The organism is Pseudomonas sp. R2-37-08W, assembly GCF_003851705.1.
In the GTDB taxonomy this organism is placed as follows: Bacteria; Pseudomonadota; Gammaproteobacteria; order Pseudomonadales; family Pseudomonadaceae; genus Aquipseudomonas.
This window is the reverse complement of record NZ_CP027728.1, coordinates 1,571,756-1,596,602: the sequence shown is the minus strand read 5'-3', so window position 1 is coordinate 1,596,602 and position 24,847 is coordinate 1,571,756. Positions and strand designations below refer to the sequence as shown.

Genomic DNA, 24,847 nt, shown 5'->3' with positions numbered 1-24,847 from the left:
CATGTCGAAATTTTTTATCGACCGTCCCATTTTTGCCTGGGTAATTGCCCTGGTGATCATGCTGGTCGGGGCACTGTCGATCCTGAAGTTGCCCATCAACCAATACCCGGCCATTGCGCCAACCGCTATTGATATTCAGGTGACCTACCCAGGCGCGTCCGCACAAACCGTGCAGGACACCGTGGTGCAGGTCATCGAGCAACAGCTCAACGGTATCGACAACCTGCGCTATGTGGCCTCGGACAGTAACTCCGACGGCAGCATGACCATCACCGCGACGTTCAACCAGGGTACCAACCCGGATATCGCTCAGGTGCAGGTGCAGAACAAGCTGAACCTGGCGACCCCACTGCTGCCGCAAGAAGTGCAGCAGCAGGGTATCCGCGTGACCAAGTCGGTGAAGAACTTCCTGATGGTGATCGGTCTGGTGTCGGAAGACGGCAGCATGACCAAGGACGACCTCTCCAACTACATCGTGTCCAACATCCAGGACCCGATCTCCCGTACTGCGGGTGTGGGTGACTTCCAGGTGTTCGGTTCGCAGTACGCCATGCGTATCTGGCTCGACCCGGCCAAGCTGAACAACTTCCAGCTGACCCCGGTGGATGTCAGCAACGCCATCAAGGCCCAGAACGTGCAGGTGGCCACCGGCCAACTGGGCGGCCTGCCTGCCCTGCCCGGCACCCAGCTGAACGCCACCATCATCGGCAAGACCCGTCTGCAAAGCGCTGAAGAGTTCGCCAAGATCCTGATGAAGGTGAATGCCGACGGTTCCCAAGTGCGCTTGGGCGACGTTGCACGTATCGAACTGGGCGGCCAGAACTACAGCATCAGTGCACAGTTCAACGGCAAGCCGGCCTCCGGTATGGCGATCAAACTGGCAGCCGGTGCGAACGCCCTGGATACCGGTAAAGCAATCCGCGCTACCGTGGCGTCCCTGGAACCGTTCTTCCCGCCTGGCATGAAAGCCGTGGTGCCGTACGACACGACCCCGGTGGTGACCGAATCGATCTCCGGTGTGGTGCACACCCTGGTCGAAGCGATCGTGCTGGTGTTCCTGGTGATGTTCCTGTTCCTGCAGAACTTCCGCGCCACCATCATCACCACCATGACCGTACCGGTGGTATTGCTGGGTACCTTCGGGATCCTGGCGGCGTTCGGCTTCACCATCAACACCCTGACCATGTTCGGCATGATCCTGGCCATCGGCTTGCTGGTGGACGATGCCATCGTCGTGGTTGAAAACGTCGAACGGGTGATGGCCGAGGAACACCTGTCGCCCAAGGAAGCGACGATCAAGTCCATGGGCCAGATCCAGGGCGCCCTGGTGGGTATTGCCCTGGTACTGTCGGCGGTACTGCTGCCGATGGCCTTCTTCGGCGGTTCCACCGGTGTGATCTACCGCCAGTTCTCCATCACGATCGTGTCGGCGATGGCGTTGTCGGTACTGGTTGCCCTGATCTTCACCCCAGCCCTTTGCGCCACCATGCTCAAGGCAATCGACCCGGAAAAACACGGCCAACCCAAGCGCGGCTTCTTTGGCTGGTTCAACCGCACCTTCGACAGCGGCGTACTCAAGTACGAGCGCGGCGTGGGCGCGATGATCAAGCACAAAATCCCGGCCTTCCTGGTGTACGTGCTGATCCTGGCCGGCATGATCTGGATGTTCACCCGTATTCCGAGCGCGTTCCTGCCTGAAGAAGACCAGGGCGTGATCTTTGCCCAGGTGCAGACACCGGTAGGCTCCTCGGCGGAACGCACGCAAAAAGTCATCGACGACATGCGGGCCTTCCTGCTGCATGACAAGGAAGGCGAGCCAGGCGAAGGCAAGGGCGTGAAATCGGTGTTCACCGTGAACGGCTTCAACTTTGCCGGTCGTGGTCAAAGCTCGGGTCTGGCCTTCGTGATGCTCAAGCCGTGGGACGAGCGTGATGCGTCCACGTCGGTATTCGAGATTGCCAAGCGCGCCCAAGGCTACTTCATGCAGACCTTCAAGGACGCCATGGTTTTTGCCATCGTGCCGCCGTCGGTTCTGGAATTGGGTAACGCCACCGGCTTCGACGTGTTCCTGCAAGACCAGGGTGGTGTCGGCCATGACAAGCTGATGGCAGCCCGTAACCAGTTCCTCGGTGCGGCAGCCCAAAGCAAGATACTGGCGGGCGTGCGGCCCAACGGCGTGAACGATGAGCCGCAGTACGAACTGACCGTCGATGACGAGAAAGCCAGCGCCCAGGGCATCAGCCTCTCGGACATCCAGCAGACCCTGGCCATCGCCTTGGGCGGTAGCTACATCAACGACTTCATCGACCGTGGTCGTGTGAAGAAAGTGTATGTGCAGGGTGACGCGGCCAGCCGTATGTCGCCGGAAGACCTGGACAAATGGTACGTGCGCGCCGACTCCGGGAAAATGGTGCCACTGTCGGCCATTTCGTCGGGCAAGTGGATCTACGGCTCGCCGAAGCTCTCGCGTTATAACGGTGTAGCGGCGATGGAAATCCTCGGCACGCCGGCGCCTGGCTACAGTACCGGTGACGCGATGGCGGAAGTCGAGCGCATTGCCAAGGAACTGCCGGCCGGCATCGGCTACGCGTGGACAGGCCTGTCGTACGAAGAACGTCTGTCCGGCTCCCAGGCGCCTGCGCTGTACGCCCTGTCGCTGCTGGTGGTGTTCCTGTGCCTCGCGGCCTTGTACGAAAGCTGGTCGATTCCGATCGCGGTGATCCTGGTGGTGCCACTGGGTGTGATCGGTGCACTGATCGCCACCAGCATGCGCGGCTTGTCCAACGACGTGTTCTTCCAGGTGGGCTTGCTGGTGACGGTGGGCCTGGCGGCGAAAAACGCCATCCTGATCGTGGAGTTCGCCAAAGAGCTCCACGAGCAGGGCAAGGGCATCGTCGAGGCGGCCATCGAGGCGTCCCGCATGCGTCTGCGTCCGATCATCATGACGTCCATGGCGTTCGTGCTCGGCGTATTGCCGCTGGCGATTTCCACCGGCGCCGGCTCAGGCAGCCAGCACGCGATCGGTACCGGCGTTATCGGCGGTATGATCACGGCCACTGTGCTGGCGATCTTCTGGGTGCCATTGTTCTACGCAACCGTGTCCTCCGCTGGCGAGCGTAAAAAGACAGAAACCAAGCAAACTCCTAAAGAGGCTGGCCAATGAGCAAGTCGCTACTTTCCTTAGCCGTCACCGCATTCGTGCTCAGTGGCTGCTCGCTGATCCCTGACTACCAGCGCCCCGAAGCGCCGGTAGCAGCGCAGTTCCCGCAGGGGCCGGCGTATTCGTCGGCCCAGGCGCCGGGCCAGGCTGCTGCCGAGCAAGGCTGGAAGCAGTTTTTCCATGACCCTGCCCTGCAACAGTTGATCCAGACCGCGCTGGTGAACAACCGTGACCTGCGCGTCGCGGCCCTGAACATCGACGCGTATGCGGCGCAGTACCAGATCCAGCGTGCCGACCTGTTCCCGGCTGTCTCGGCCACCGGCAGCGGCAGCCGTTCGCGTACTCCGGCGCGCCTGTCGCAGACCGGCGAATCGACCATTGCCAGCCAGTACTCGGCAGGCCTGGGGATCAGCTCTTATGAGCTGGACCTGTTCGGTCGAGTGCGCAGCCTGAGTGAAGAAGCGCTGCAGCGATACTTCGCCACCGAAGAAGCGCGACGCAGCACCCAGATCAGCCTGGTGGCCAGTGTGGCGAATGCCTACCTGACCTGGCAGGCCGATAAGGAACTGCTCAAGCTGACCCAGGACACTCTCGGCGCGTTCGAGCAGAGCTTCAAGCTCACCTCGCGCAGCAACGAAGTCGGCGTGGCCTCGGCCCTCGACCTCAGTCAGGCGCGCACCTCGGTGGAAAACGCCCGCGTGCAGCTGGCCCGCTATACGCGCCAGGTGGCCCAGGACGAAAACAGCCTGACCCTGCTGCTGGGCACCGGCCTGCCGGCGAATATCGCCAGCAAGCCACTGTCGGATGACCTGCTCAGCGAAGTCCCGGCCGGCTTGCCGTCGGACCTGCTGCAACGGCGTCCCGACATCGTTCAGGCCGAGTACAACCTCAAGGCCGCCAACGCCAACATCGGTGCGGCCCGCGCGGCGTTCTTCCCGAGCATCAGCCTGACCGCCAGCGCCGGTACCGCCAGCCCGAACCTGGGCGGCCTGTTCAAGGGCGGCTCGGGCACCTGGTCGTTCGCACCGCAGATCAACATCCCGATCTTCAACGCCGGTAGCCTGCGCGCAAGCCTGGACTACTCGAAGATCCAGAAAGAGATCAACGTGGCCAACTACGAGAAGGCCATCCAGACCGGCTTCCAGGAAGTCTCCGACGGCCTCGCCGCGCGTGCGACCTACAAGCAGCAGCTGGATGCACAACGTGGCTTCGTCGCCGCCAACCAGGACTACTACCGCCTGGCCGAGCGTCGCTACCGCATCGGTGTGGACAGCAACCTGACCTTCCTCGATGCCCAGCGCCAACTGTTCAGCGCCCAGCAATCGCTGATCACCGACCGCCTGGCGCAGCTGACCAGCGAGGTCAACCTGTACAAGGCCCTCGGCGGTGGCTGGAACGAGCAGACCGCGAAGAACGAGCCTGTGAAAGAAGAAGCACCGCCGCTGAAGTTATTCTAATAGCGCCGATGTAAACAAACCGCCTCCCTCACCGGAGGCGGTTTTTTTTACGCCGGTTTTTTATCACCAACTTGCGTTCGATCATCGCCCACAACCCGCCCTCCCCCACTTTCATCGCCCCCGCACCGCCGCGCACCATGGCCGCCACCTGCATAAACCCAATAACAACAGGTCCGAAACCATGAGCACTTTCCACCCGCGCCGGCTGTTGCTGGCAACTGCGGTCGCCAGTCTTGCCCTCCCCGTGGTCGCCGAAGAACACGGCTTTCTTGAAGATGCCAGCGCCAACCTCAACCTGCGCAATTTCTTCTTCAATCGCAACTACACCAACCCGACCAAAACCCAGGGCGGCGCGCAGGAGTGGACGCAAAGTTTCATCTTCGACGCCAAGTCCGGGTTCACTCAGGGCACGGTCGGCTTCGGGGTGGACGTGCTGGGCCTGTACTCGCTCAAGCTCGATGGCGGGCGCGGCACCGGCGGCACTCAGTTATTGCCGCTGGACCACGACGGCCGACCGGCGGACGAGTTCGGTCGCCTGGGCGTGGCGTTCAAGGCGCGTTTTTCCAAGACGGAGGTGAAAGTCGGCGAATGGATGCCGGTGCTGCCGATCCTGCGCGCGGACGATGGCCGCTCACTGCCGCAAACCCTGCGTGGTGGGCAAATCACATCCAAGGAAATCGAGGGCCTGACCCTGTATGGCGGTCAGTTCCGTGCCAACAGCCCGCGCGACGACAGCAGCATGGGCGACATGTCGATGACCGGCAAACCTGCGTTCACCTCCGACCGCTTCAATTTCCAGGGCGCCGAATACGCCTTCAACGACAAACGCACGCAAGTCGGGGTATGGAATGCCCAGCTCAAGGACATCTACCGGCAGCAATTCGTCAACCTGATCCACAGCCAGCCGGTGGGCGACTGGACCCTGGGCGCCAACCTGGGGTTCTTCTACGGCAAGGACGACGGCAGCGCCCGCGCCGGCAGCCTGGACAACAAGACCTGGTCCGGCTTGTTATCCGCCCGCTACGGTGGCAACACCTTCTATGTCGGCCTGCAAAAACTCACCGGCGACAGCGCCTGGATGCGGGTCAACGGCACCAGCGGCGGCACCCTGGCCAACGACAGCTATAACGCGAGCTACGACAACGCCGAGGAAAAATCCTGGCAGGTGCGCCACGACTACAACTTTGCCGCCCTTGGCGTACCCGGCCTGACCTTGATGAACCGCTATATCAGCGGCAGCAATGTGCACACCGGCACGGTGACCGACGGCAAGGAATGGGGCCGCGAAAGCGAATTGGGCTACACCGTGCAAAACGGCAGCCTGAAAAACCTCACCCTGCGCTGGCGCAACTCCAGCATGCGTCGCGACTACAGCAACAATGAGTTCGACGAAAACCGGTTGATCGTCAGCTACCCGATAAGTCTGCTGTAAACCGGCGCTGCAGTTACTGTATGGTGCGCGCCTGCCGCTGCTGATCGACCCAGCAGCGGCCTTTCATTCGGGCACGCGCACAGCATGAAAACCTTCGCTACAGCCATCGCAGTGTTGGCCCTGGCCGTGAGCCTGGGGGGCTGTATTGGTTCGCCCATCGTCCTGACGCCGCAGACCGAACAGCGCCTGCAAGTGCAGGCGCCGATTCGCTTCCTGCTGACCTTCGATGATGGCCCCAGCGCATCGGGATACAACAACCCGAGCCGTTCGGTGATGGCCGACCTGGCGCACAACCCGGTGCTGCCAGGGATCAAGGCGGTGTTCTTCCTGCAGACCGAAGCGGCACGCTCCGGCGGCAGCGCCCGGGGGCGCAAGACCATGGAGCGCGAGTACGCCGCCGGCCATGTCCTGGCCTTCCATACGGCCACGGCGTTTCACACCAACCACCGCTGGCTGAACGATGCCGAGCTGGAACGCACACTCACCGAAGGCGCCGCGCACATTGGCGCCATCACCGGCACGCCGCCCCTGCTGGTGCGACCACCGTTCTGGAACTACGACCGCCGCACCTTCGCCGCCTACCAGCGCCACGGCATGCAGGTATTACTGACCGACCTGAGTGCCAATGACGGCAAAATCTGGGGCTTCAGCGCCAGCCCGCGCCGCCGCGCCAACCTGTACCGGCAGCTGTCGGTGGTGCGTGAACGCATAGCCTTGGGCGAGTTGCCGACGGTGGACGGCGTGATACCGGTGGTGGTGACCTTCCACGACATCAACCGCTACACCGCGCGGCATATGCAGGAGTACCTGCAGATCCTGATGGACAGCGCCCGCATCAACGGGATGACTACCGCCGCCGAGCCGTTTTACACCGACACCGCTGCGCTGCAACGCGCGGCGCTGGCACGCACGGTCAAGGATGTGAACGAGCCGGTGCATCTGCCGGGGGTGTGGAATTGGGTGTGGGATGCCGATATGCGCTGATGCCTGAATGTGGGAGGGGGCTTGCTCCCGATAGCGGTGGTTCAGCCACTACATCTGCTGACTGACACACCGTCATCGGGAGCAAGCCCCCTCCCACATTTGCCTGTATTCCAGAGTCAGGTCTCGCGGGACTCGACACCCAACTCATCCCACACCGACTCGGCCAGATGAAACGTCGCATTCGCCGCCGGTATGCCGCAGTAGATCGCGCTCTGCATCAGCACTTCCTTGATTTCGGCGCGGGTCACGCCGTTGCTCGCAGCGGCACGTAGATGCAGCTTCAACTCTTCGGTGCGGTTCATGCCGATCAGCATGGCAATGGTGATCAGGCTGCGGGTGTGCCGGGGCAAGCCAGGACGGGTCCAGATGTCGCCCCAGGCATGGCGGGTGATCATTTCCTGGAACTCGCTGTTGAATTCGGTCAGCGCGTTGAGGCTGCGTTCGACATGGGCGTCGCCCAGCACGTCGCGGCGCACTTGCAGACCTTCGGCATAGCGTTGTTTCTCGTCCACGAAAAGCTCCTCAGCGGCCCAGCAGAAATTCAATGACACGGTCGCTGAAGGCAGCGCCGGCCTGGACATTGGACAGGTGCGCCGCATAGAACTCGGCGTATTCGGCGCCCTGTACATGGTTCTGGATAAAGTGGCTGCCGGCCGGCGGTGTTACCGCGTCTTCCGTGCCGGCAATCACCAGGGTCGGTACCTTGATCGACGCCAACTGCTCACGCAAATCCGCATCACGCACCGCCGCGCAGTTGGCCGCATACCCCTCGGGCGAGGTGGCCGCGAGCATGTCGGTGATCTGCTTGGCCTGGTGGGGATGGGCGGCGGCAAAATCGGCGGTGAACCAGCGTGCAATCGAGGCATCGCGCAGCGCGACCATCGCCGCCGCGCCATCGCGCAAGACCATTTCGATACGCGGGTTCCACACCTCTGGCGTGCCGATCTTGGCGGCGGTATTGCACAGCACCAGGCGCTGCAGCCGCTTTCCTGCGTTGATGCCCAGCCACTGGCCGATCAGCCCGCCCATGGACAGCCCGCAAAAATGCGCGCGCTGAATATCCAGCGCATCCAGCAACGCGAGCACATCCTGGCCCAGTTGTTCGATGCTGTAGGGCCCTGCGGTGACCAGAGACTTGCCATGGCCACGGGTATCGAAGCGCAGCACACGAAAATGCTCGGTGAACGCCGGAATCTGGATGTCCCACATATGCAGGTCGGTGCCCAGGGAATTGGACAGCACCAATACCGGCGCATCGACGGGCCCATCGAGTTGGTAATGCAGTTCGCCCTCGGCGAGTTGTACGAAAGCCACAGCGGTCTCCTTACGCAGTCAATCCAAAGTGTTCGGTCACGGCGCGGCTGACCCAGGTCTGGGCCTGGCCCAGGTAGTGGGCCGGGTCGAGCAAGCGGTCCAGTTCGGCCGACGACAACTCGGCGGTGATCTGCGGCTCGTCCGCCAGCACGGCACGTAAATGGCGCTGCTCGGCGACGGCGCGCTTGCAGCACTGCTCCAACAGGTGATGCGCGGTTTCACGGCCCAGGCGTTGGGCCAGCACGATGCTGACGGCTTCGGCCAGCACCAGGCCCTGGGTCAGGTCGAGGTTGCGGGCCATGCGTGCGGCATCCACCTCCAGGCCTTCGCTGAGCAGCAGCGCCTGTTGCAGCGCACCCGATACCAATCGGCAGATCTCGGGCAAGGTTTCCCATTCGGCATGCCACAGTCCCAGGCTGCGTTCGTGCTCCTGGGGCATGGCACTGAACATCGTCGCGACCAGACCGGGCACGCGGGTCGCGGCGCTGATCAGCACGGCAGCGCCGACGGGATTGCGCTTGTGGGGCATGGTTGACGAACCGCCCTTGCCCGGCGCCGAGGGCTCGAATACTTCCGCCGCTTCGGTTTGCATCAACAGGCTGATATCGCGGCCCAGCTTGCCAAGGCTGCCGGCGATCAAGCCCAGCACGCTGGCGAACTCCACCAGGCGATCACGTTGTGTGTGCCAGGGCTGTTCGGGCAAGCTCAGTTGCAGCTCGGCGGCCAAGGCTTGCGCCACCGGCATGGCCTGCTCGCCGAGCGCCGCCAGGGTGCCCGACGCACCGCCAAATTGCAGCACCAGCAAACGCGGTTTCAATTCGACCAGCCGCTGACGACTGCGCGTTACCGCACCCAGCCAGCCGGCGATTTTCATGCCCAGGGTGACGGGCGTGGCGTGCTGCAGCCAGGTGCGTCCGGCCAAGGGTGTCGACGCATGCCGCTGCGCCTGGGCGGCCAGCACATCGCCCAGGCGCGCCAAGTCCGCTTCGATCAACCCCAGCGCGCGGCGCAGTTGCAGCACCAGGCCGGTGTCCATCACATCCTGGCTGGTGGCGCCCAGGTGCACATAGCGCTCGGCCCCGGCATCTGCCTCGGCAATCAGCTTGCCCAGCGCCTTGACCAAGGGAATCGCCGAGTTACCCGCCGTGGCAATCGCCACGCTGAGCGCGTCCACGTCATACAACGAGGCCAGGCAGGCCTGGGCAATCGGTGCCACGGCGGCCTGCGGGATCAGCCCGACCTGGGCCTCGGCCCGGGCCAGTGCGGCCTCGAAATCCAGCATGCCCTGCAGGCGGCCCTGGTCACAGAACACCTCGGCCATGCTGTCAGCGGTGAAATAAGCGTCGAACAGTTGGTTGCTCGTGCGCAGTGTCATAGCTCATCCCTTACAAATCATGGTGCAAATAAGCCGCCTGCTTGGGCAGACGCAAGCTGAACAGGAACGCCACCGCCATCATCGCGGTGACGTACCAGTAGAAGGTGTTTTCCATACCGATGGACTTCAGGCTCAACGCGACCACTTCCGCCGAACCACCGAATACCGCGTTGGCCACGGCGTATGCCAGGCCCACGCCCAAGGCGCGTACCTGGGGCGGGAACATCTCCGCTTTGACCAGGCCGCTGATCGAGGTGTAGAAGCTGACGATCGCCAGGGCCAGGGTAATCAGGACAAAGGCCAGGAACGGACTGGTGACGGTTTTCAGGGTCAGCAGGATCGGCACCGTGAACAGCGTGCCGAGGCCGGCGAACCAGAGCATGGAATTGCGCCGGCCGATCTTGTCGGCCAGCATGCCGAACAGTGGCTGCATGCACATGTAGAGAAACAGCGCACCGGTCATGATGTAGCTGGACGTCTTGGCGTGCATACCGACGGTGTTCACCAGGTACTTCTGCATGTAGGTGGTGAAGGTATAGAAAATCAACGAGCCGCCGGCGGTGTAGCCCAGCACCGTGATGAACGCTTTGCCATGGTCACGGAACAGCGCGACGATACTGCCGGCGTCCTTGTCTTCACGCATTTCCTTGCTGGTGGTTTCCTTGAGGGTGCGACGCAGCAACAGGGAGATCACCGCCGCAATGGCGCCGATCACGAACGGAATCCGCCAGCCCCAGGCACGCAACTCTTCTTCGGTAAGGATCTGTTGCAGGATCACCACCACCAGCACCGCCAACAGCTGCCCGCCGATCAGGGTCACGTACTGGAACGAGGCGAAGAAACCGCGCTGGCCCTTGAGCGCCACTTCGCTCATGTAGGTGGCCGTGGTGCCGTATTCGCCACCCACCGACAACCCCTGGAACAGCCGCGCCACCAGCAGCAGCGCCGGGGCCCAGGCGCCGATATCCTTGTAAGTGGGCAGGAAGGCGATGACCAAGGAGCCGGCGCACATCATCAGCACCGAGATCATCATTGAGTTCTTGCGACCATGCTTGTCGGCCACCCGGCCAAACAGCCAGCCGCCGATGGGGCGCATCAGGAACCCGGCGGCGAATACGCCCGCGGTGTTGAGCAGTTGAACGGTGGGGTCGTCCGAGGGGAAAAACGCCGGGGCGAAGTAGATGGCGCAGAAGGCATAGACGTAGAAGTCGAACCATTCGACCAGGTTGCCGGAGGAAGCACCGACAATCGCAAAAATCCGTTTGCTGCGTTCTTCTCCGGTGTAGTGACTGGTTTTTGTTGTCATGGTTTTTACTCAATGGGAACGGTTATAGCCTAGACATACTTTGCAACAACCATGTTCCGCAAGCAGACTTTTCGGACAGTGTTGCCTGGGAGGGCCCTATCGGGGGCAAGCCCCCTCCCACACTTGATAGGCGGCGCAGTCAAAATGTGGGAGGGGGCTTGCCCCCGATGAGGCCCTCCAGCCAACTCAGTAATCGAAGAACACCGTTTCCTTATCTGTCCCTTGCAAAATCACATTCCACTGATGCACACCCGCCGCATCCGGCTTGGCAATCAAAGTGCCGCGCCGCTCAGCCGGCACACACGCCAGCAGCGGGTCATCACCATTCAATGTTTCACCGTCAAAATAAATCCGCGTCAGCAGGTGCTTCACCAACCCTCGGGCAAACACCAGCACGACCAGATGCGGCGCCTGGGTCGTGCCTTTAAGCCCCGGCACGCTGCCCGGCTTGATCGTGGTAAAGCGAAAGCGCCCTTCGGCATCCACCGGCACGCGGCCGAAGCCTTCAAAGTGAGGGTCCAGCGCTTTGTCCTGCTCGTCTTCCGGGTGGGCGTACTTGCCGGCGGCGTTCGCCTGCCACACCTCGAGCATGGCGTCGTTGACCACCTCACCGTTGCCGTCCAGCACCTGCCCGCTGATCGCCACGCGCTCGCCGAGGGTGGCGGCGACGGTCAGGTCTTCGCGGTTAAGCCAGGTCAGGCCGATGTGGTAATACGGCCCGACGGTGTGGGACGTGGTTGCGTAAAGGCTCATCTCATTTCTCCATCGGCGTGGCGTCGCGGCCGCGCAGGACGATGTCCCAGCGGTAGCCGAGGGCATAGGAAGGAATGGTTTTTTCCAGGTCGAAACTGGCGATCAAGCGTTGCTTGGCGCGGGTGTCCGGCACACAGTTGTAGATCGGGTCATATTCCAGCAGCGGGTCACCGGGGAAATACATTTGCGTGACCAGGCGCGTCAGCACACTCGGGCCGAACAGCGAAAAGTGGATATGTGCCGGACGCCAGGCGTTGTGGTGGTTGCCCCACGGGTAGGCGCCGGGCTTGATGGTCTGGAACTGGTACCAGCCGTCGGCGTCGGTGACGGTGCGCCCGGTGCCGCTGAAATTCGGGTCCAGCGGCGCATCGTGCAGGTCGCGCTTGTGGTTGTAGCGACCGGCAGCGTTGGCTTGCCAGATCTCCACGAGGATGCCCGGCACCGGCAGGCCGTTCTCGTCCAGCACACGCCCGTGAATGATGATGCGCTCGCCCTGGGGCTCGCCTTCATGCTGGGCGGTGAGGTCGTTGTCCTGGGCATCGATGCGCTCGGCACCGATGGTCGGGCCGGTGATTTCCGACAACGAATGGGGCAGGAACACCAACGGCTGGGACGGCGAACGCAGGTTCGTCGACTGGTAGGCCGGGTGCAGGTAATCAGGTTGAGTGCCCGCTTGCGGGCGCCGGTAACCGGGCTTGTCACTCATGGAGCAATCCTCTCTTGTTAGATGCGTTCAATCGCCAGTGCCAGGCCTTGGCCGACGCCCACACACATAGTCGCCAGGCCTTTGCGGCCGCCGGTTTTTTCCAGCTGATGCAGGGCGGTCAGTACCAACCGCGCGCCGCTCATGCCCAGGGGATGGCCCAGGGCGATGGCGCCGCCGTTGGGGTTGACCTGCGGCGCATCGTCGGCGAGGCCCAGCTCGCGCAGCACCGCCAGGCCTTGGCTGGCGAAGGCTTCGTTGAGCTCGATCACGTCAAAATCGCTGATCGCCAACCCCAGGCGCTCCACCAGCTTGCGCACCGCAGGCACCGGGCCGATGCCCATCACACGCGGGGTGACGCCGGCACTGGCCATGCCCAACACCCGGGCGCGGGCGGTGAGACCGTGTTTTTTCACCGCCTCGCCAGAGGCCAGGATCAGCGCGGCAGCGCCATCGTTGACACCTGAGGCATTGCCGGCGGTCACGGTTTTGTCGGGACCATTCACCGGTTTGAGTTTGGCCAGCGCTTCCAGGGTGGTGTCCCGCGGATGCTCATCGTGCTCCACCAGGGTTTCGCCTTTTTTATGGGCGACCCGCACCGGTACGATTTCTTCGGCGAAGAAGCCGGCAGCTTGCGCGGCGGCGGTACGCTGCTGGCTGCGCAGGGCGAACGCGTCCTGGTCGGCGCGGGAAATGTGGTAGTCGTCGGCGACGTTATCGGCGGTCTGCGGCATCGCATCCACGCCGTACAGGGCCTTCATCAACGGGTTGATAAAGCGCCAGCCAATGGTGGTGTCTTCCAGTTTCATGCTGCGCGAAAACGCCGCATCGGCCTTGCCCATCACGAACGGCGCGCGGGACATCGACTCGACGCCACCGGCAATCGCCAACTCCATCTCGCCGCTGGCAATCGCGCGAAAGGCCGTGCCGATGGCGTCCATGCCCGAGGCGCACAGGCGGTTGAGGGTCACGCCTGGGGTGCTTTCCGGCAGACCCGCCAACAGCAGCGCCATGCGTGCCACGTTACGGTTGTCTTCGCCGGCCTGGTTGGCGCAGCCGAGGAACACTTCATCAACGGCATTCCAGTCCACCGTCGGGTTGCGCTCCATCAGTGCCTTGATCGGCAAGGCCGCCAGGTCATCGGCACGCACCGTGGACAGGCCACCGCCGAAACGACCGATGGGGGTTCGAATAGCATCACAGATAAAGACATCACGCATCAGGCTTCTCCCGGCGCTTGGCCATGGGCGGCCGCGGTGCGGGCCTCAAGGTCACGCAACGCGCTCAGTTCGACCTCCGTCGGCTCGGCGGTGGTCTCGACCTGCTCGGCAAACCGAATGGCCCAGCCGGTCGCCGCTGTCACCTGCTCACGGGTCACGCCCGGGTGCAACGCGGTGACCACGAACTCATGAGTGCCCTCTTCCGGCTCCATGATGCACAGGTCGGTAATGATGCCGACGGGACCGGCGCCCGGCAGGCCCAGGCGTTTACGCGAATCGCCACCTTCGCCGTGGCCGACCGAGGTGATGAAGTCCAGCTTGTCGACAAACGAGCGGGACGACTGTTTAAGGATGATCAACACGCTCTTGGCAGAACCGGCGATCTCCGGCGCGCCGCCGGCCCCCGGCAAACGCACCTTGGGCTGGTGATAATCGCCGACCACGGTGGTGTTGATGTTGCCGAAACGGTCAACCTGAGCCGCGCCAAGAAAGCCCACGTCGATGCGCCCGCCTTGCAGCCAGTAGCGGAAGATCTCACCGGTAGGCACCACCGTATCGGCGGTTTCCGCCAGCTCACCGTCGCCGATGGACAACGGCAGCACCGATGGCTTGGCGCCAATCGGGCCGGACTCGTAGATCAGCACCACGTCGGGCGACGAAGTCAGGCGCGCCAAGTTGGCCGCCTTGGACGGCAGGCCGATGCCGACGAAGCACACCGAGCCATTCTTGAGGCGGCGCGCGGCGGCGACGGTCATCATTTCATTGGTGGAGTAAGCCATCACTTGGCCTCCTGCGCGGTGGCCAGCTTGGCCTGGAATTCACTGAAGTCGGCGGTGCCGTGAATGTATTCGTCGATCCAGGCGGTAAAGGTCCCACGGTCGCGGGCAATAGGGTCCCACGCCTGGTAGAAACGGTTGTCCCGCTCGTTGTAGCCGTGGGCGTAGGACGGATGCGCGCCACCGGGCACGTGGCACACAGCGGTCAGGGCCCAGGTCGGCAATACACAGCTGTTCATCGGCGCGTTCAGGTCATCGACGATTTCCTCGACGGTGACGATGCAGCGCTTGGCCGCCAGGGCCGCCTCCTTCTGCACGCCGAGAATGCCCCAGAGCAGCACGTTGCCCTTGCGGTCGGCCTTCTGCGCGTGGATCACCGTGACATCCGGGCGCACCGACGGCACAGCCGCCAGCACTTCGCCAGTGAATGGGCAGGTGACGGTCTTGATCAGCGGGTTGACCTTGGGCAAGTCGGAACCGGCGTAGGCACGCAACACCGCAAACGGCAGACCGGAGGCGCCGGCAACGTAGGCATTGGCCAGGTCGGCATGGCTGTGTTCTTCGATCTCCAGTGGCTGCGGCCAGTGTTTTTCCACGGCGTCGCGCAGGCGATGCAGGGAACCCACGCCAGGGTTGCCGCCCCAGGAGAAAATCAACTTGCGCGCACAGCCGGCGCCGATCAACTGGTCGTAGATCAGATCAGGCGTCATACGCACCAGCGTCAGGTCTTTCTTGCCCTGACGAATGATTTCATGACCTGCGGCTGTAGGGATCAGGTGAGTAAAGCCTTCGAGCGCGACGGTATCGCCGTCGCTCACGAAGCGCTTGACCGCATCACGCAGGGTAAGAATTTCAGCCATGGGGTTGGGCTCCCGGTGTTGATCGAAAAAGGCGCTGAGGTGGCGCCGAAGTGCTTGAAGATTAAGCCGGGGAAATGGGTGGAACAATCCGATAATCGACTCAGTGTTCGATTATCGAACGAATTGTTGCGTACTAATCTTCTAAGCCAACGCAATTCAAATGTGGGAGGGGGCTTGCCCCCGATAGCGGTGCATCAGTCAGGAATTAGTCAACTGACCCACCGCTATCGGGAGCAAGCCCTAAATGCCAGTCAGTTAAGGCGACACCGAACCTGTGGCGAGGGAGCTTGCTCCCGCTGGACTGCGCAGCAGTCCCATTGTTTGGGGCCGCTTCGCGTCCCAGCGGGAGCAAGCTCCCTCGCCACAAGTTAGTTCTCGCTCCTGCTACTTCTTAACTGACTGGCATTAGGGCAAGCCCCCTCCCACATTTTTAGCTGTGCCAGAGGTCAGGTCGCGTCGGCATGGCTGACCATGCCTTTGATCACCACGGCAGCGGTGGCCAGCGCTGCCGGAATCACCAGCGCCGTCAGCACCTGCTCGAAATTCCAGCCCAGGCCCAGCAAGGTAGCCCCCATCCACGCTCCCAGAATTGCACCGAAACGGCCAATACCGAGCATCCACGACACGCCGGTGGCGCGGCCCTGAGTGGGGTAGAAACGCGCCGCCAGTGAGGGCATCGCCGATTGCGCACCGTTGACGCACATCCCGGCCATCAGCACCAGGGTGGCCAGTAAGGTGATATTGCCCAGGCTCTGCCCTACCGCGTAGGCAAACACCCCGGCCAGCAGATAGAAGGTGCCGATCACCTTGTGCGGGTTGAACCGATCCATCGCCCAGCCCACGCCCACTGCGCTCAATACGCCGCCAAACTGGAACAACGCGCCGATGAACGCGGCCTGTTCCATGCTGGCGCCACTGTCGCGCATCAGGGTTGGCAGCCAACTGGTGAGCAGATAAACGATCACCAGGCCCATGAAGTAGGTGAGCCACAGCAACAACGTGCCGGCGCTGTAGGTGCCGGAGAAAATCACCGCGAGCACGTTGCGTGTCTTGACGGTCTTCTGCTCCGGCACGCTGAAGGCGCTGGCCTGGGCAACGATAGCGGGCGCAATGGGAGACAGGGTCTTGCGCACCTTGTCGGTGCCACGGTTGCGCACCACCAGGTAACGCGCCGATTCCGGCAACCACACCAACAGCACGGCGGCCAGGATCAACGGCAGGATGCCGCCGATCAGCAACAGGCTGTGCCAGCCGAACGCCGGGATCAACTTGGCCGAGATAAACCCGCCACCGGCCATGCCCAGGTTGAAGCCGCAGAACATGCTGGTCACCAGCAGCGACTTGTGCCGCTCGGGCGTGTATTCAGAAAGCAGCGTAGTGGCGTTGGGCATGCCGGCGCCCAGGCCCAGGCCCGTCAGGAAACGCAACACCAGCAGTTGGTCGACATTGCTGCTGTAGGCCGATGCCAGGCTGAAGGCGCCAAACACCAGCACCGCGCCCACCAGCACGCCTTTACGCCCGAAGCGGTCGGCCAGCGGGCCGGAACCCAGCGCGCCGAACACCATGCCGATCAATGCGGCGCTCATCACCGGGCCGAGGCTGGCGCGGTCGATGCCCCAGTCCTGGGACAGCGCGGGCGCGATAAAACCCATGGCGGCGGTGTCGAGGCCGTCGAGAAAGACAATCAGGAAACACAGGATCACCACACGCCATTGATAACGCGACAACGGCTGGGCGTTGATGAAGGACTGCACGTCCAAGGTGGTACCGACAGAGGGCTGATTCATTATTTTTATTCCACACCGATGGCGGGTCAGCGACCGGGGGTCGCCGTTATTATTGGAGCGCTTGGGAGCGCTGCCGCACATTAATGAGCCAGGGGAAACAGCGTCAATCGATCAAGCCGGGATCTGTGCGGTCACCGAACACTTAGGCAAACAGTTGCGTACTCAGCTCGCGGCTGGCGCTGAGCATGCTCGGCAGGAAGCGCTGCTCCAGCTCGCTGCGGCTGACCCGCCCGGCATGGGTACTCACATTGAGTGCGGCCAACACCTGGCCGGACGCGTCGTACACCGGTACGGCGATGGAGCGCAGGCCCTGCTCCAGTTCCTGATCGACGATGCACCAGCCCTGCTGACGAACCTGTTGCAGGCATTCGAACAAGGCTTCGGGCGTGGTCAAGGTGCGACTGGTCTTGGTTTGCAGGTCGGCGTGATCGAGATAATCCTGCAGCGAGGCATCGTCCAGGGCGGCCAGCAGGATACGGCCCATGGAGGTGCAGTACGCCGGCAAGCGGCCGCCGACGGAAAGGTCCACGGAAATCAGGCGCTGAGTGGTGGCGGAACGGGCGATGTACAGAATGTCGTAGCCTTCAAGGGTCGCCATGTTGCAGGCTTCGTGAAGCTGTTCGCTCATGCGGTCCAGATAAGGCTGGGCCGACACGGCCAAGGGCGTCGATGACAGATACGCATGGCCAAGGGTCAGCACTTTGGGCAGCAACGAGTAGGTACGGCCATCGGTGGTGGCGTAACCGAGTTTGATCAAGGTGTGCAGGCAACGGCGCACGGCGGCGCGGGGGATTTCGGTGCGGTGGCTGATCTGGGCGATGGTCAGGTGACGCTTGCGCTCCTGAAACGCCTGCACCACGGCCAGGCCACGGGCCAGGGAGGTCATGAAGTCCGGATCACCCGTGAAGGCCTGGATGCGCTTGGCGGGTGAGGCCACGATCGGCGGCGCCACGGACGCGAAAGAATTGCGCAATTGATCGTTCATTGCAGGGATCCTTTTTCTTGTTTTCAACCACAGAAGGGCTGGCTGTCATTTCTAGCCGCGCCAGCAGAGATGTACAAGACGGGGCCGGCAACATTGGGCGATTATCGGACGATCATTCGATTATCGCAATTTTCAGCGGCCAAGCCTGTTTCAAAGCCTTGTGGAAGAAAAACCAGATGACCATGGATAGATATGTTCAGCCAACACTTACGTTGTGATGTAACAAAACCCGCATATGAAGTTGATACTTTTAACTTTATGCCGATAGCGTTATTCACATGCATCGCTATAATGCAGCCTGTGCAGAGGTCAGCCCAATTTACCTGTTGGGATCAGAGCTCGCCCGGCGCCGCATACTCGAGCGCAGGGTCGATTAAAGTATCGGATTGAAAAAGCGACCTAGGGTCCCCACTTCAAACTTGCACGGTCAGTCTGTTCAAGTTCGTACACCCCAAGGCCGCCTTTTGGCATGACGTTGCACTTTTATTAAACTCAACTCAATTAGGTACAACTGTGACGAAAGATGAACTGCGCGCGGAACTTGAGCGCCAGGAGCAACGTTACAAGGATGTTTACGGCGGGGAAGTCACCACCTACGCCGCCCAGCCTGAGCCGGAACGTAAGCCATGGCGCAAGCGCGCCAGCCTGCTGGACCAGGCATTCGCCCAGGAAATCCAGAAAATCGAGCAGGAACTCAAGACCGAAGAGCCCTGAGTGCTCCTCGGGTTGAGTCTTCAGGTTTTTGCTGCCTTTGCGGCCCACCACCGGCCGGGGGCAGCACGCATTGGCTGCCGCTGGTCGGCGCTCCACTGCCGCCAACGAAATTTCATACAAATGTTTCACACATGACATTTTCGTGACGAAACCGCGTCTTTCCACGCCCCTGCGTTAAAAATCAAAGACTTGCCAAAGCCCCGAAAACCCTGGGATGCGCCCATTTCAACCAGTTTTTTTCAATGTAGATTGTTACCAATGAGCAGCTAATGCATCGATTACTGAGGTTTTCTGGCATAATCGCGCCCCCTTACGACCGGGTCAGAAAACCTTCATGATCGATTTATTCAGCGGACTGGATGCTTGGGTTCTAGTGAGCCTGTTGCTCGCCCTGGCCTTTGTCCTCGCCTTCGAGTTCATCAATGGCTTTCATGACACCGCTAACGCGGTGGCCACAGTCATCTATACCAAAGCGATGCCGCCACACCTGGCGGTGTTCTTCTCCGGGGTGTTCAATTTCCTCGGCGTGCTGCTCGGTGGTGTGGGTGTCGCCTACGCCATCGTGCATTTGCTGCCGGTGGAGTTGCTGATCAATGTGAACACCGGCCATGGTCTGGCGATGGTCTTCTCGTTGTTGGCGGCGGCAATCACCTGGAACCTGGGCACCTGGTACTTCGGTATCCCGGCCTCCAGCTCCCACACGTTGATCGGCTCGATCCTCGGCGTGGGCCTGGCCAACGCCCTGATCAACGATATTCCCCTGGCTGACGGTGTGAACTGGCAGAAAGCGATCGATATCGGTGCGTCCCTGGTGTTCTCGCCGATGGCCGGTTTCCTGGTCGCAGCCCTGGTGCTGATCGGCCTGAAGTGGTGGCGCCCGCTGTCGAAGATGCACAAGACCCCGGACCAACGCCGCAAGCTTGATGACAAGAAGCACCCGCCGTTCTGGAACCGCTTGGTCCTGGTGATTTCCGCCATGGCCGTGAGCTTCGTGCACGGCTCCAACGATGGGCAGAAAGGTATCGGCCTGATCATGCTGGTGCTGATCGGTATCGTGCCGGCGCAGTTCGTGCTCGACCTGGGCAGCACCACCTACCAGATCGAACGGACCCGCGACGCCACTGTGCATCTGAGCCAGTTCTACCAGCGCAACAACGCCACCCTCGGCGAGTTCCTGGCACTGGGCAAAAGCGTGAAGGACGACCTGCCGGGCAAGTTCCAGTGCAACCCGCAGCAGACCGAGCCGACCATCAACGCGCTCGTTGACACGCTCAAAGGTGTGTCCGACTACCACTCGTTGAATGCCGACCAGCGCATTGAAGTGCGTCGCTACCTGCTCTGCCTGGACGATACCGCGAAGAAAGTCGGCAAGCTGCCTGGCCTGGATGCGCGTGAGAAGTCCGACCTCGACAAGCTGCGCAAAGACCTGACCGCCACGACCGAATACGCGCCGTTCTGGGTGATCCTCGCGGTCGCACTGGCCCTGGGCCTGGGCACCATGGTGGGCTGGAAACGCGTGGTACTGACCATCGGTGAAAAGATCGGCAAGCAAGGCATGACCTATGCCCAGGGCATGTCGGCGCAGATTACCACCGCCACCATGATCGGCTTTGCCAATATCTTCGCCCTGCCGGTGTCCACCACCCACGTGTTGTCTTCTGGCGTGGCCGGTACCATGGTCGCCAACAAAAGCGGCCTGCAAGGCGGCACGGTCAAGACTATCCTGATGGCGTGGGTGCTGACCCTGCCGGCAACCGTAGGCCTCTCGGCCGGGTTGTTCTGGCTGGCGTCCAAGGCGCTGGGCAGCTGATAGCAGCCAGCAATGAACAAGGTGCGATTCGCGAGAATCGCACCTTTTTTATGGCCCTGATGATCGTTCCCACGCTCTGCGTGGGAATACGCCCCGTGACGCTCCGCGTCACCCATGCGCAGGCCTCAACAGCGGACGCGGAGCGTCCGAGGCGGCATTCCCACGCAGAGCGTGGGAACGATCGGCCAAAAAAAAAGGCGACCGAAGTCGCCCAAAATGCCTTGCGTGCCCTGTAACCCGGAAAGACTTAGGGTTTTTTACGCTTGTGTGCGTCTTTCCAGATAAAAATTCCAAACCCTACAAAAAACAGCACCATGAGGCTTACGGTCAGCACTCCGGCAAATACCACATTATCGATAAACATGACCGGCCTCCTGCACTTGCCCTGTTGCGATAGGGCTAAGTTAATCGAGAAGGCGGAATGGAAAATTGACGGGGATCAATGTCGCCCTCGACGGGGCGTAAAGAAAGGCACTAACTGACCTGCATCAATGGAGGCCAGTTGATTCAACGTTTTTTCGGCTTGTTCTTCGATTTCTTCTTGGCCTTACCCAGGGGCATGGCCTGTTCAAACGCCTGGCGCACTTCATTCAGGCGTTTGTCATTGAGATCATGCACACGCTTGGCGCGTTCGGCATTCAGGTCGATCAGCTTGTCATCATCACTCATGGCTTGGCTTACGTTATGGCGGGAATGTTCCAATAATGCGGCCTCCTCCGCTCGACGGCAAATCAGCTGGCGATCAAACCTCGATATCCACCCACAGGCCCTGGCGCGGCGCGTCTTCAATCAGCGGCGCCACAGGGACAGTATTGTCGGCGTTGAGCAGATCACCGGGGATCGGCAGGTGCTGCTCGGGGTCCTCGCTGGCTTCACGCTGACGCTTTTGCTGCTCTTGCTGACGGCGCTGTTCTTCGCGCAGCAGAAAGGTCGATTGTTCGGCATCGCCTTTTTTCAGGTCGATGGTGCTCTCGTTGGAGCCTTGTTGAACCGGCACCACGGGCGGGATATCCGGCTTCTGGCGTACCGGATCGAGTTGTGACGTGACCGGCACAACGCTGACGGGCAGCATGGGTGGCAACATAATCTTGATTCTCCTGATCAACAGGCTGTCGGCGCGCCCTGGGGCGACTTGAACATTCGCTGGTCAAGCTGTGACCCAGTCGACACTTATGAGTGCCCGCCACCCGTCGATTCGCCCTGCGGGCCTGGGCGCTGACGCAGTAGTTTTTGTCAGAGTACTTTTTGTCAGAGTACTTTTTGTCGGAGTCCTTGGGCGTGAGGCCTTGTTCCGTTAAGATAGTCGGCTTTTTCACGGCGGGAGTCAGGCAGCATGGCGCAGCAGTATCAACCGGGGCAACGCTGGATTAGTGACAGCGAAGCAGAGCTGGGGTTAGGCACCGTTCTGGCACAGGACGGCCGCTTGTTGACCGTGCTCTATCCGGCCACTGGCGACACCCGCCAGTATGCGCTACGGAATGCGCCCCTCACCCGCGTGAGGTTTTCGCCGGGCGACAGCATCACCCATTTCGAAGGCTGGAAGATGACCGTGCAGGAAGTCGACGACGTCGACGGCCTGCTGGTTTACCACGGCCTCAACGGGCAGAACGAACAGGTCACCCTGCCGGAAACCCAACTGTCCAACTTCATCCAGTTCCGCCTCGCCAGCGACCGCCTGTTCGCCGGGCAGATCGACCCGCTGGCCTGGTTCTCGCTGCGCTACCACACCCTGGAACACACCAGTCGCCAATTGCAGTCCGCACTGTGGGGCCTGGGCGGCGTGCGTGCGCAACCTATCGCGCACCAACTGCACATCGCCCGTGAAGTCGCTGACCGTATTGCGCCACGGGTATTGCTGGCCGACGAAGTGGGCCTGGGCAAGACCATCGAAGCCGGCCTGGTGATCCATCGCCAGCTGCTGTCGGGCCGTGCCAGCCGCGTGCTGATCCTGGTCCCGGAAAACCTGCAGCACCAGTGGCTGGTGGAAATGCGCCGGCGCTTCAACCTGCAGGTTGCGCTGTTCGACGAAGAGCGCTTTATCGAAAGCGATGCCACCAACCCGTTCGAAGACACTCAGCTGGCGCTGGTCGCCCTGGAATGGCTGGTGGACGACGAGAAGGCTCAGGACGCGCTGTTCGCGGCCGGTTGGGACCTGCTGGTGGTCGACGAAGCCCACCACCTGGTGTGGCACGAAGAAAAAGCCAGCGCCGAGTACTCGCTGGTCGAGCAACTCGCCGAAGTGATTCCCGGCGTGCTGCTGCTCACCGCTACCCCGGAACAACTGGGCCAGGACAGCCACTTCGCGCGCCTGCGCCTGCTGGACCCGAACCGTTTCCACGACCTGCACGCCTTCCGCGCCGAGAGCGAGAACTACCGCCCGGTGGCCGAAGCCGTGCAGGAGCTGCTGGACAAGGGCCGCTTGTCGCCCGCCGCGCACAAAACCATCCAGGGTTTCCTCGGCAATGAAGGCGAAGCCTTGCTTACCGCCGTCAACGATGGCGACAGCGAGGCCAGCGCGCGCCTGGTGCGTGAACTGCTCGACCGCCACGGCACCGGCCGCGTGCTGTTTCGCAACACCCGCGCCGCCGTACAGGGGTTCCCCGAGCGGAAACTGCACGCCTACCCGCTGCCTAACCCAGATGAATACATGGAGTTGCCCCTGGGCGAACATGCCGAGCTGTATCCGGAAGTCAGCTTCCAGTCGCAGCCGGACATCGAGGAAGACAACCGCTGGTGGCGCTTCGACCCGCGCGTCGAGTGGCTGATCGACCAGCTGAAAATGCTCAAGCGCACCAAGGTCCTGGTGATCTGCGCCCACGCCGAAACCGCCATGGACCTGGAAGACGCGCTGCGCGTACGCTCCGGCATTCCGGCCACGGTGTTCCACGAAGGCATGAACATCCTCGAACGCGACCGCGCCGCAGCGTACTTCGCGGATGAAGAGTTCGGCGCCCAGGTGCTGATCTGTTCGGAAATCGGCAGTGAAGGCCGCAACTTCCAGTTCTCCCACCACCTGGTGCTGTTCGACCTGCCGTCGCACCCCGACCTGCTGGAACAGCGCATCGGCCGTCTGGACCGGATCGGCCAGAAACACGTGATCGAATTGCATGTGCCGTACCTGGAAACCAGCCCGCAAGAGCGCCTGTTCCAGTGGTACCACGAAGCGCTGAACGCATTCCTCAACACCTGCCCGACCGGCAACGCCTTGCAGCATCAGTTCGGCCCGCGCCTGCTGCCGCTGCTGGAAAACGCCGACGATGGCGAATGGCAGGCCCTGATCGACGAAGCCCGTGCCGAGCGCGAGCGTCTGGAGCAGGAACTGCACACCGGTCGTGACCGCTTGCTGGAGCTCAACTCCGGTGGTGCCGGTGAAGGCGATGCGCTGGTCGAAGACATCCTCGAGCAAGACGACCAGTTCGCCCTGCCGATCTATATGGAAACCCTGTTCGACGCTTTCGGCATCGACAGCGAAGACCATTCGGAAAACGCACTGATCCTCAAGCCCAGCGAGAAGATGCTCGACGCCAGCTTCCCCCTGGGCGACGACGAAGGCGTGACCATCACCTACGACCGTAACCAGGCGCTGTCCCGTGAAGACATGCAGTTCATCACCTGGGAACACCCGATGGTGCAAGGCGGCATGGACCTGGTGCTGTCCGGTTCCATGGGCAACACCGCCGTGGCGCTGATCAAGAACAAGGCGCTCAAGCCGGGCACCGTATTGCTCGAACTGCTGTATGTCAGCGAAGTGGTTGCCCCGCGCTCGCTGCAACTGGGTCGCTACCTGCCACCGGCGGCGCTGCGCTGCCTGCTGGATGCCAACGGCAATGACCTGTCCGGCCGCGTGTCGTTCGTGACCTTGAACGAGCAGTTGGAAAGCGTGCCCCGGGCCAGCGCCAACAAATTCGTGCAGGCCCAGCGCGACCAATTGACGCCGCGCATCAATGCCGGCGAAGAGAAAATCGCCCCGCGTCACGCCGAACGTGTGGCCGAGGCCAAGCGTCGCCTGGCGGCAGACACCGACGAAGAGCTGGCGCGCTTGACGGCGCTGCAAGCGGTCAACCCGACCGTACGCGACAGCGAGCTGGTCGCCCTGCGCAACCAGCGCGAGCAAGGCCTGGCCATGCTCGACAAGGCGGCGTTGCGACTGGAAGCGATTCGGGTGTTGGTCGCGGGTTGATCCTGCGCTGAATGAGAGAGGCCCGCGCAAT

General features: G+C 62.0%; 21 protein-coding genes. 7 read left to right on the top strand and 14 right to left on the bottom strand.

What is annotated here, in order from left to right:
• The first annotated feature begins 1 nt into the window (after position 1).
• The 4 genes from C4J93_RS07340 (at position 2) to C4J93_RS07325 (ending at position 7,033) form a co-directional block, all read left to right on the top strand.
• Positions 2-3,163 carry an efflux RND transporter permease subunit gene (locus tag C4J93_RS07340; protein ID WP_124428975.1) on the top strand — a complete coding sequence of 1,054 codons (3,162 nt, stop codon included), beginning with the start codon at positions 2-4 and terminating at the stop codon, positions 3,161-3,163.
• On the top strand, positions 3,160-4,617 hold the full coding sequence (gene adeC, locus C4J93_RS07335; RefSeq protein ID WP_124361680.1) for an AdeC/AdeK/OprM family multidrug efflux complex outer membrane factor: 1,458 nt from the start codon (positions 3,160-3,162) through the stop codon (positions 4,615-4,617). Before C4J93_RS07340 ends, adeC begins: the two co-directional genes overlap by 4 nt.
• Positions 4,618-4,798: 181 nt before the next feature.
• On the top strand, positions 4,799-6,049 hold the full coding sequence (locus C4J93_RS07330) for an OprD family porin (protein ID WP_124428974.1): 1,251 nt from the start codon (positions 4,799-4,801) through the stop codon (positions 6,047-6,049).
• Between the two features lie 84 nt (positions 6,050-6,133).
• Entirely contained in the window at positions 6,134-7,033 is a 900-nt protein-coding gene (locus C4J93_RS07325; RefSeq protein ID WP_124428973.1) for a polysaccharide deacetylase family protein, read from the top strand.
• Positions 7,034-7,149: 116 nt separating this feature from the next.
• On the opposite strand, the gene pcaC is transcribed toward C4J93_RS07325, so the two are convergent.
• The 11 genes from pcaC to pcaR form a co-directional block, all read right to left on the bottom strand.
• Positions 7,150-7,545 carry a 4-carboxymuconolactone decarboxylase gene (gene pcaC / locus C4J93_RS07320; protein WP_124366168.1) on the bottom strand — a complete coding sequence of 132 codons (396 nt, stop codon included), beginning with the start codon at positions 7,543-7,545 and terminating at the stop codon, positions 7,150-7,152.
• 10 nt (positions 7,546-7,555) lie between these two features.
• Positions 7,556-8,347: a 3-oxoadipate enol-lactonase gene (gene pcaD, locus C4J93_RS07315; RefSeq protein WP_124428972.1), complete on the bottom strand. Its 792-nt coding sequence runs from the start codon at positions 8,345-8,347 to the stop codon at positions 7,556-7,558.
• A gap of 10 nt (positions 8,348-8,357) precedes the next feature.
• A complete protein-coding gene (locus tag C4J93_RS07310; RefSeq protein WP_124428971.1) occupies positions 8,358-9,722 on the bottom strand; it encodes a 3-carboxy-cis,cis-muconate cycloisomerase in 1,365 nt (454 codons plus the stop codon).
• A gap of 10 nt (positions 9,723-9,732) precedes the next feature.
• Positions 9,733-11,028, bottom strand: coding sequence for an MFS family transporter (locus tag C4J93_RS07305; RefSeq protein ID WP_065886164.1), 1,296 nt, complete (start codon positions 11,026-11,028; stop codon positions 9,733-9,735).
• A 186-nt stretch (positions 11,029-11,214) separates the two neighbouring features.
• Entirely contained in the window at positions 11,215-11,781 is a 567-nt protein-coding gene (pcaG, locus tag C4J93_RS07300) for a protocatechuate 3,4-dioxygenase subunit alpha (RefSeq protein WP_124428970.1), read from the bottom strand.
• Between the two features lies 1 nt (position 11,782).
• Entirely contained in the window at positions 11,783-12,487 is a 705-nt protein-coding gene (gene pcaH / locus C4J93_RS07295; RefSeq protein WP_124369914.1) for a protocatechuate 3,4-dioxygenase subunit beta, read from the bottom strand.
• A 17-nt stretch (positions 12,488-12,504) separates the two neighbouring features.
• Entirely contained in the window at positions 12,505-13,707 is a 1,203-nt protein-coding gene (gene pcaF / locus C4J93_RS07290) for a 3-oxoadipyl-CoA thiolase (protein WP_177413547.1), read from the bottom strand.
• A complete protein-coding gene (locus C4J93_RS07285) occupies positions 13,704-14,486 on the bottom strand; it encodes a CoA-transferase subunit beta (protein WP_177412742.1) in 783 nt (260 codons plus the stop codon). Before C4J93_RS07285 ends, pcaF begins: the two co-directional genes overlap by 4 nt.
• Positions 14,483-15,340, bottom strand: coding sequence for a CoA transferase subunit A (locus C4J93_RS07280; RefSeq protein ID WP_124366160.1), 858 nt, complete (start codon positions 15,338-15,340; stop codon positions 14,483-14,485). Before C4J93_RS07280 ends, C4J93_RS07285 begins: the two co-directional genes overlap by 4 nt.
• Positions 15,341-15,786: 446 nt before the next feature.
• Positions 15,787-17,127 (bottom strand): MFS transporter, encoded by a 1,341-nt coding sequence (locus tag C4J93_RS07270; RefSeq protein ID WP_124366158.1) that lies wholly within the window; start codon positions 17,125-17,127, stop codon positions 15,787-15,789.
• A 142-nt stretch (positions 17,128-17,269) separates the two neighbouring features.
• The gene (gene pcaR, locus C4J93_RS07265; protein WP_124428968.1) at positions 17,270-18,112 is read right to left on the bottom strand and encodes a pca regulon transcriptional regulator PcaR; all 843 of its coding nucleotides are present in this window, start codon (positions 18,110-18,112) and stop codon (positions 17,270-17,272) included.
• A gap of 513 nt (positions 18,113-18,625) precedes the next feature.
• Here pcaR and C4J93_RS07260 point away from each other — a divergent pair.
• Positions 18,626-18,826: a hypothetical protein gene (locus C4J93_RS07260; RefSeq protein WP_003189295.1), complete on the top strand. Its 201-nt coding sequence runs from the start codon at positions 18,626-18,628 to the stop codon at positions 18,824-18,826.
• Positions 18,827-19,160: 334 nt separating this feature from the next.
• Entirely contained in the window at positions 19,161-20,636 is a 1,476-nt protein-coding gene (locus C4J93_RS07255; RefSeq protein WP_124361665.1) for an inorganic phosphate transporter, read from the top strand.
• Between the two features lie 247 nt (positions 20,637-20,883).
• On the opposite strand, the gene ccoM is transcribed toward C4J93_RS07255, so the two are convergent.
• The 3 genes from ccoM to C4J93_RS07245 form a co-directional block, all read right to left on the bottom strand.
• Positions 20,884-21,000 (bottom strand): cytochrome c oxidase subunit CcoM, encoded by a 117-nt coding sequence (gene ccoM, locus C4J93_RS27555; RefSeq protein ID WP_034096309.1) that lies wholly within the window; start codon positions 20,998-21,000, stop codon positions 20,884-20,886.
• A 143-nt stretch (positions 21,001-21,143) separates the two neighbouring features.
• Positions 21,144-21,305, bottom strand: coding sequence for a hypothetical protein (locus tag C4J93_RS27090; RefSeq protein WP_090408332.1), 162 nt, complete (start codon positions 21,303-21,305; stop codon positions 21,144-21,146).
• A 73-nt stretch (positions 21,306-21,378) separates the two neighbouring features.
• The gene (locus tag C4J93_RS07245; protein ID WP_124361664.1) at positions 21,379-21,720 is read right to left on the bottom strand and encodes an aspartate-semialdehyde dehydrogenase; all 342 of its coding nucleotides are present in this window, start codon (positions 21,718-21,720) and stop codon (positions 21,379-21,381) included.
• 249 nt (positions 21,721-21,969) lie between these two features.
• Here C4J93_RS07245 and rapA point away from each other — a divergent pair, with 249 nt between their 5' ends.
• Positions 21,970-24,816, top strand: a complete 2,847-nt coding sequence (rapA, locus tag C4J93_RS07240) for an RNA polymerase-associated protein RapA (protein WP_124361663.1) — start codon at positions 21,970-21,972, stop codon at positions 24,814-24,816.
• The last annotated feature ends 31 nt before the right edge of the window (positions 24,817-24,847 follow it).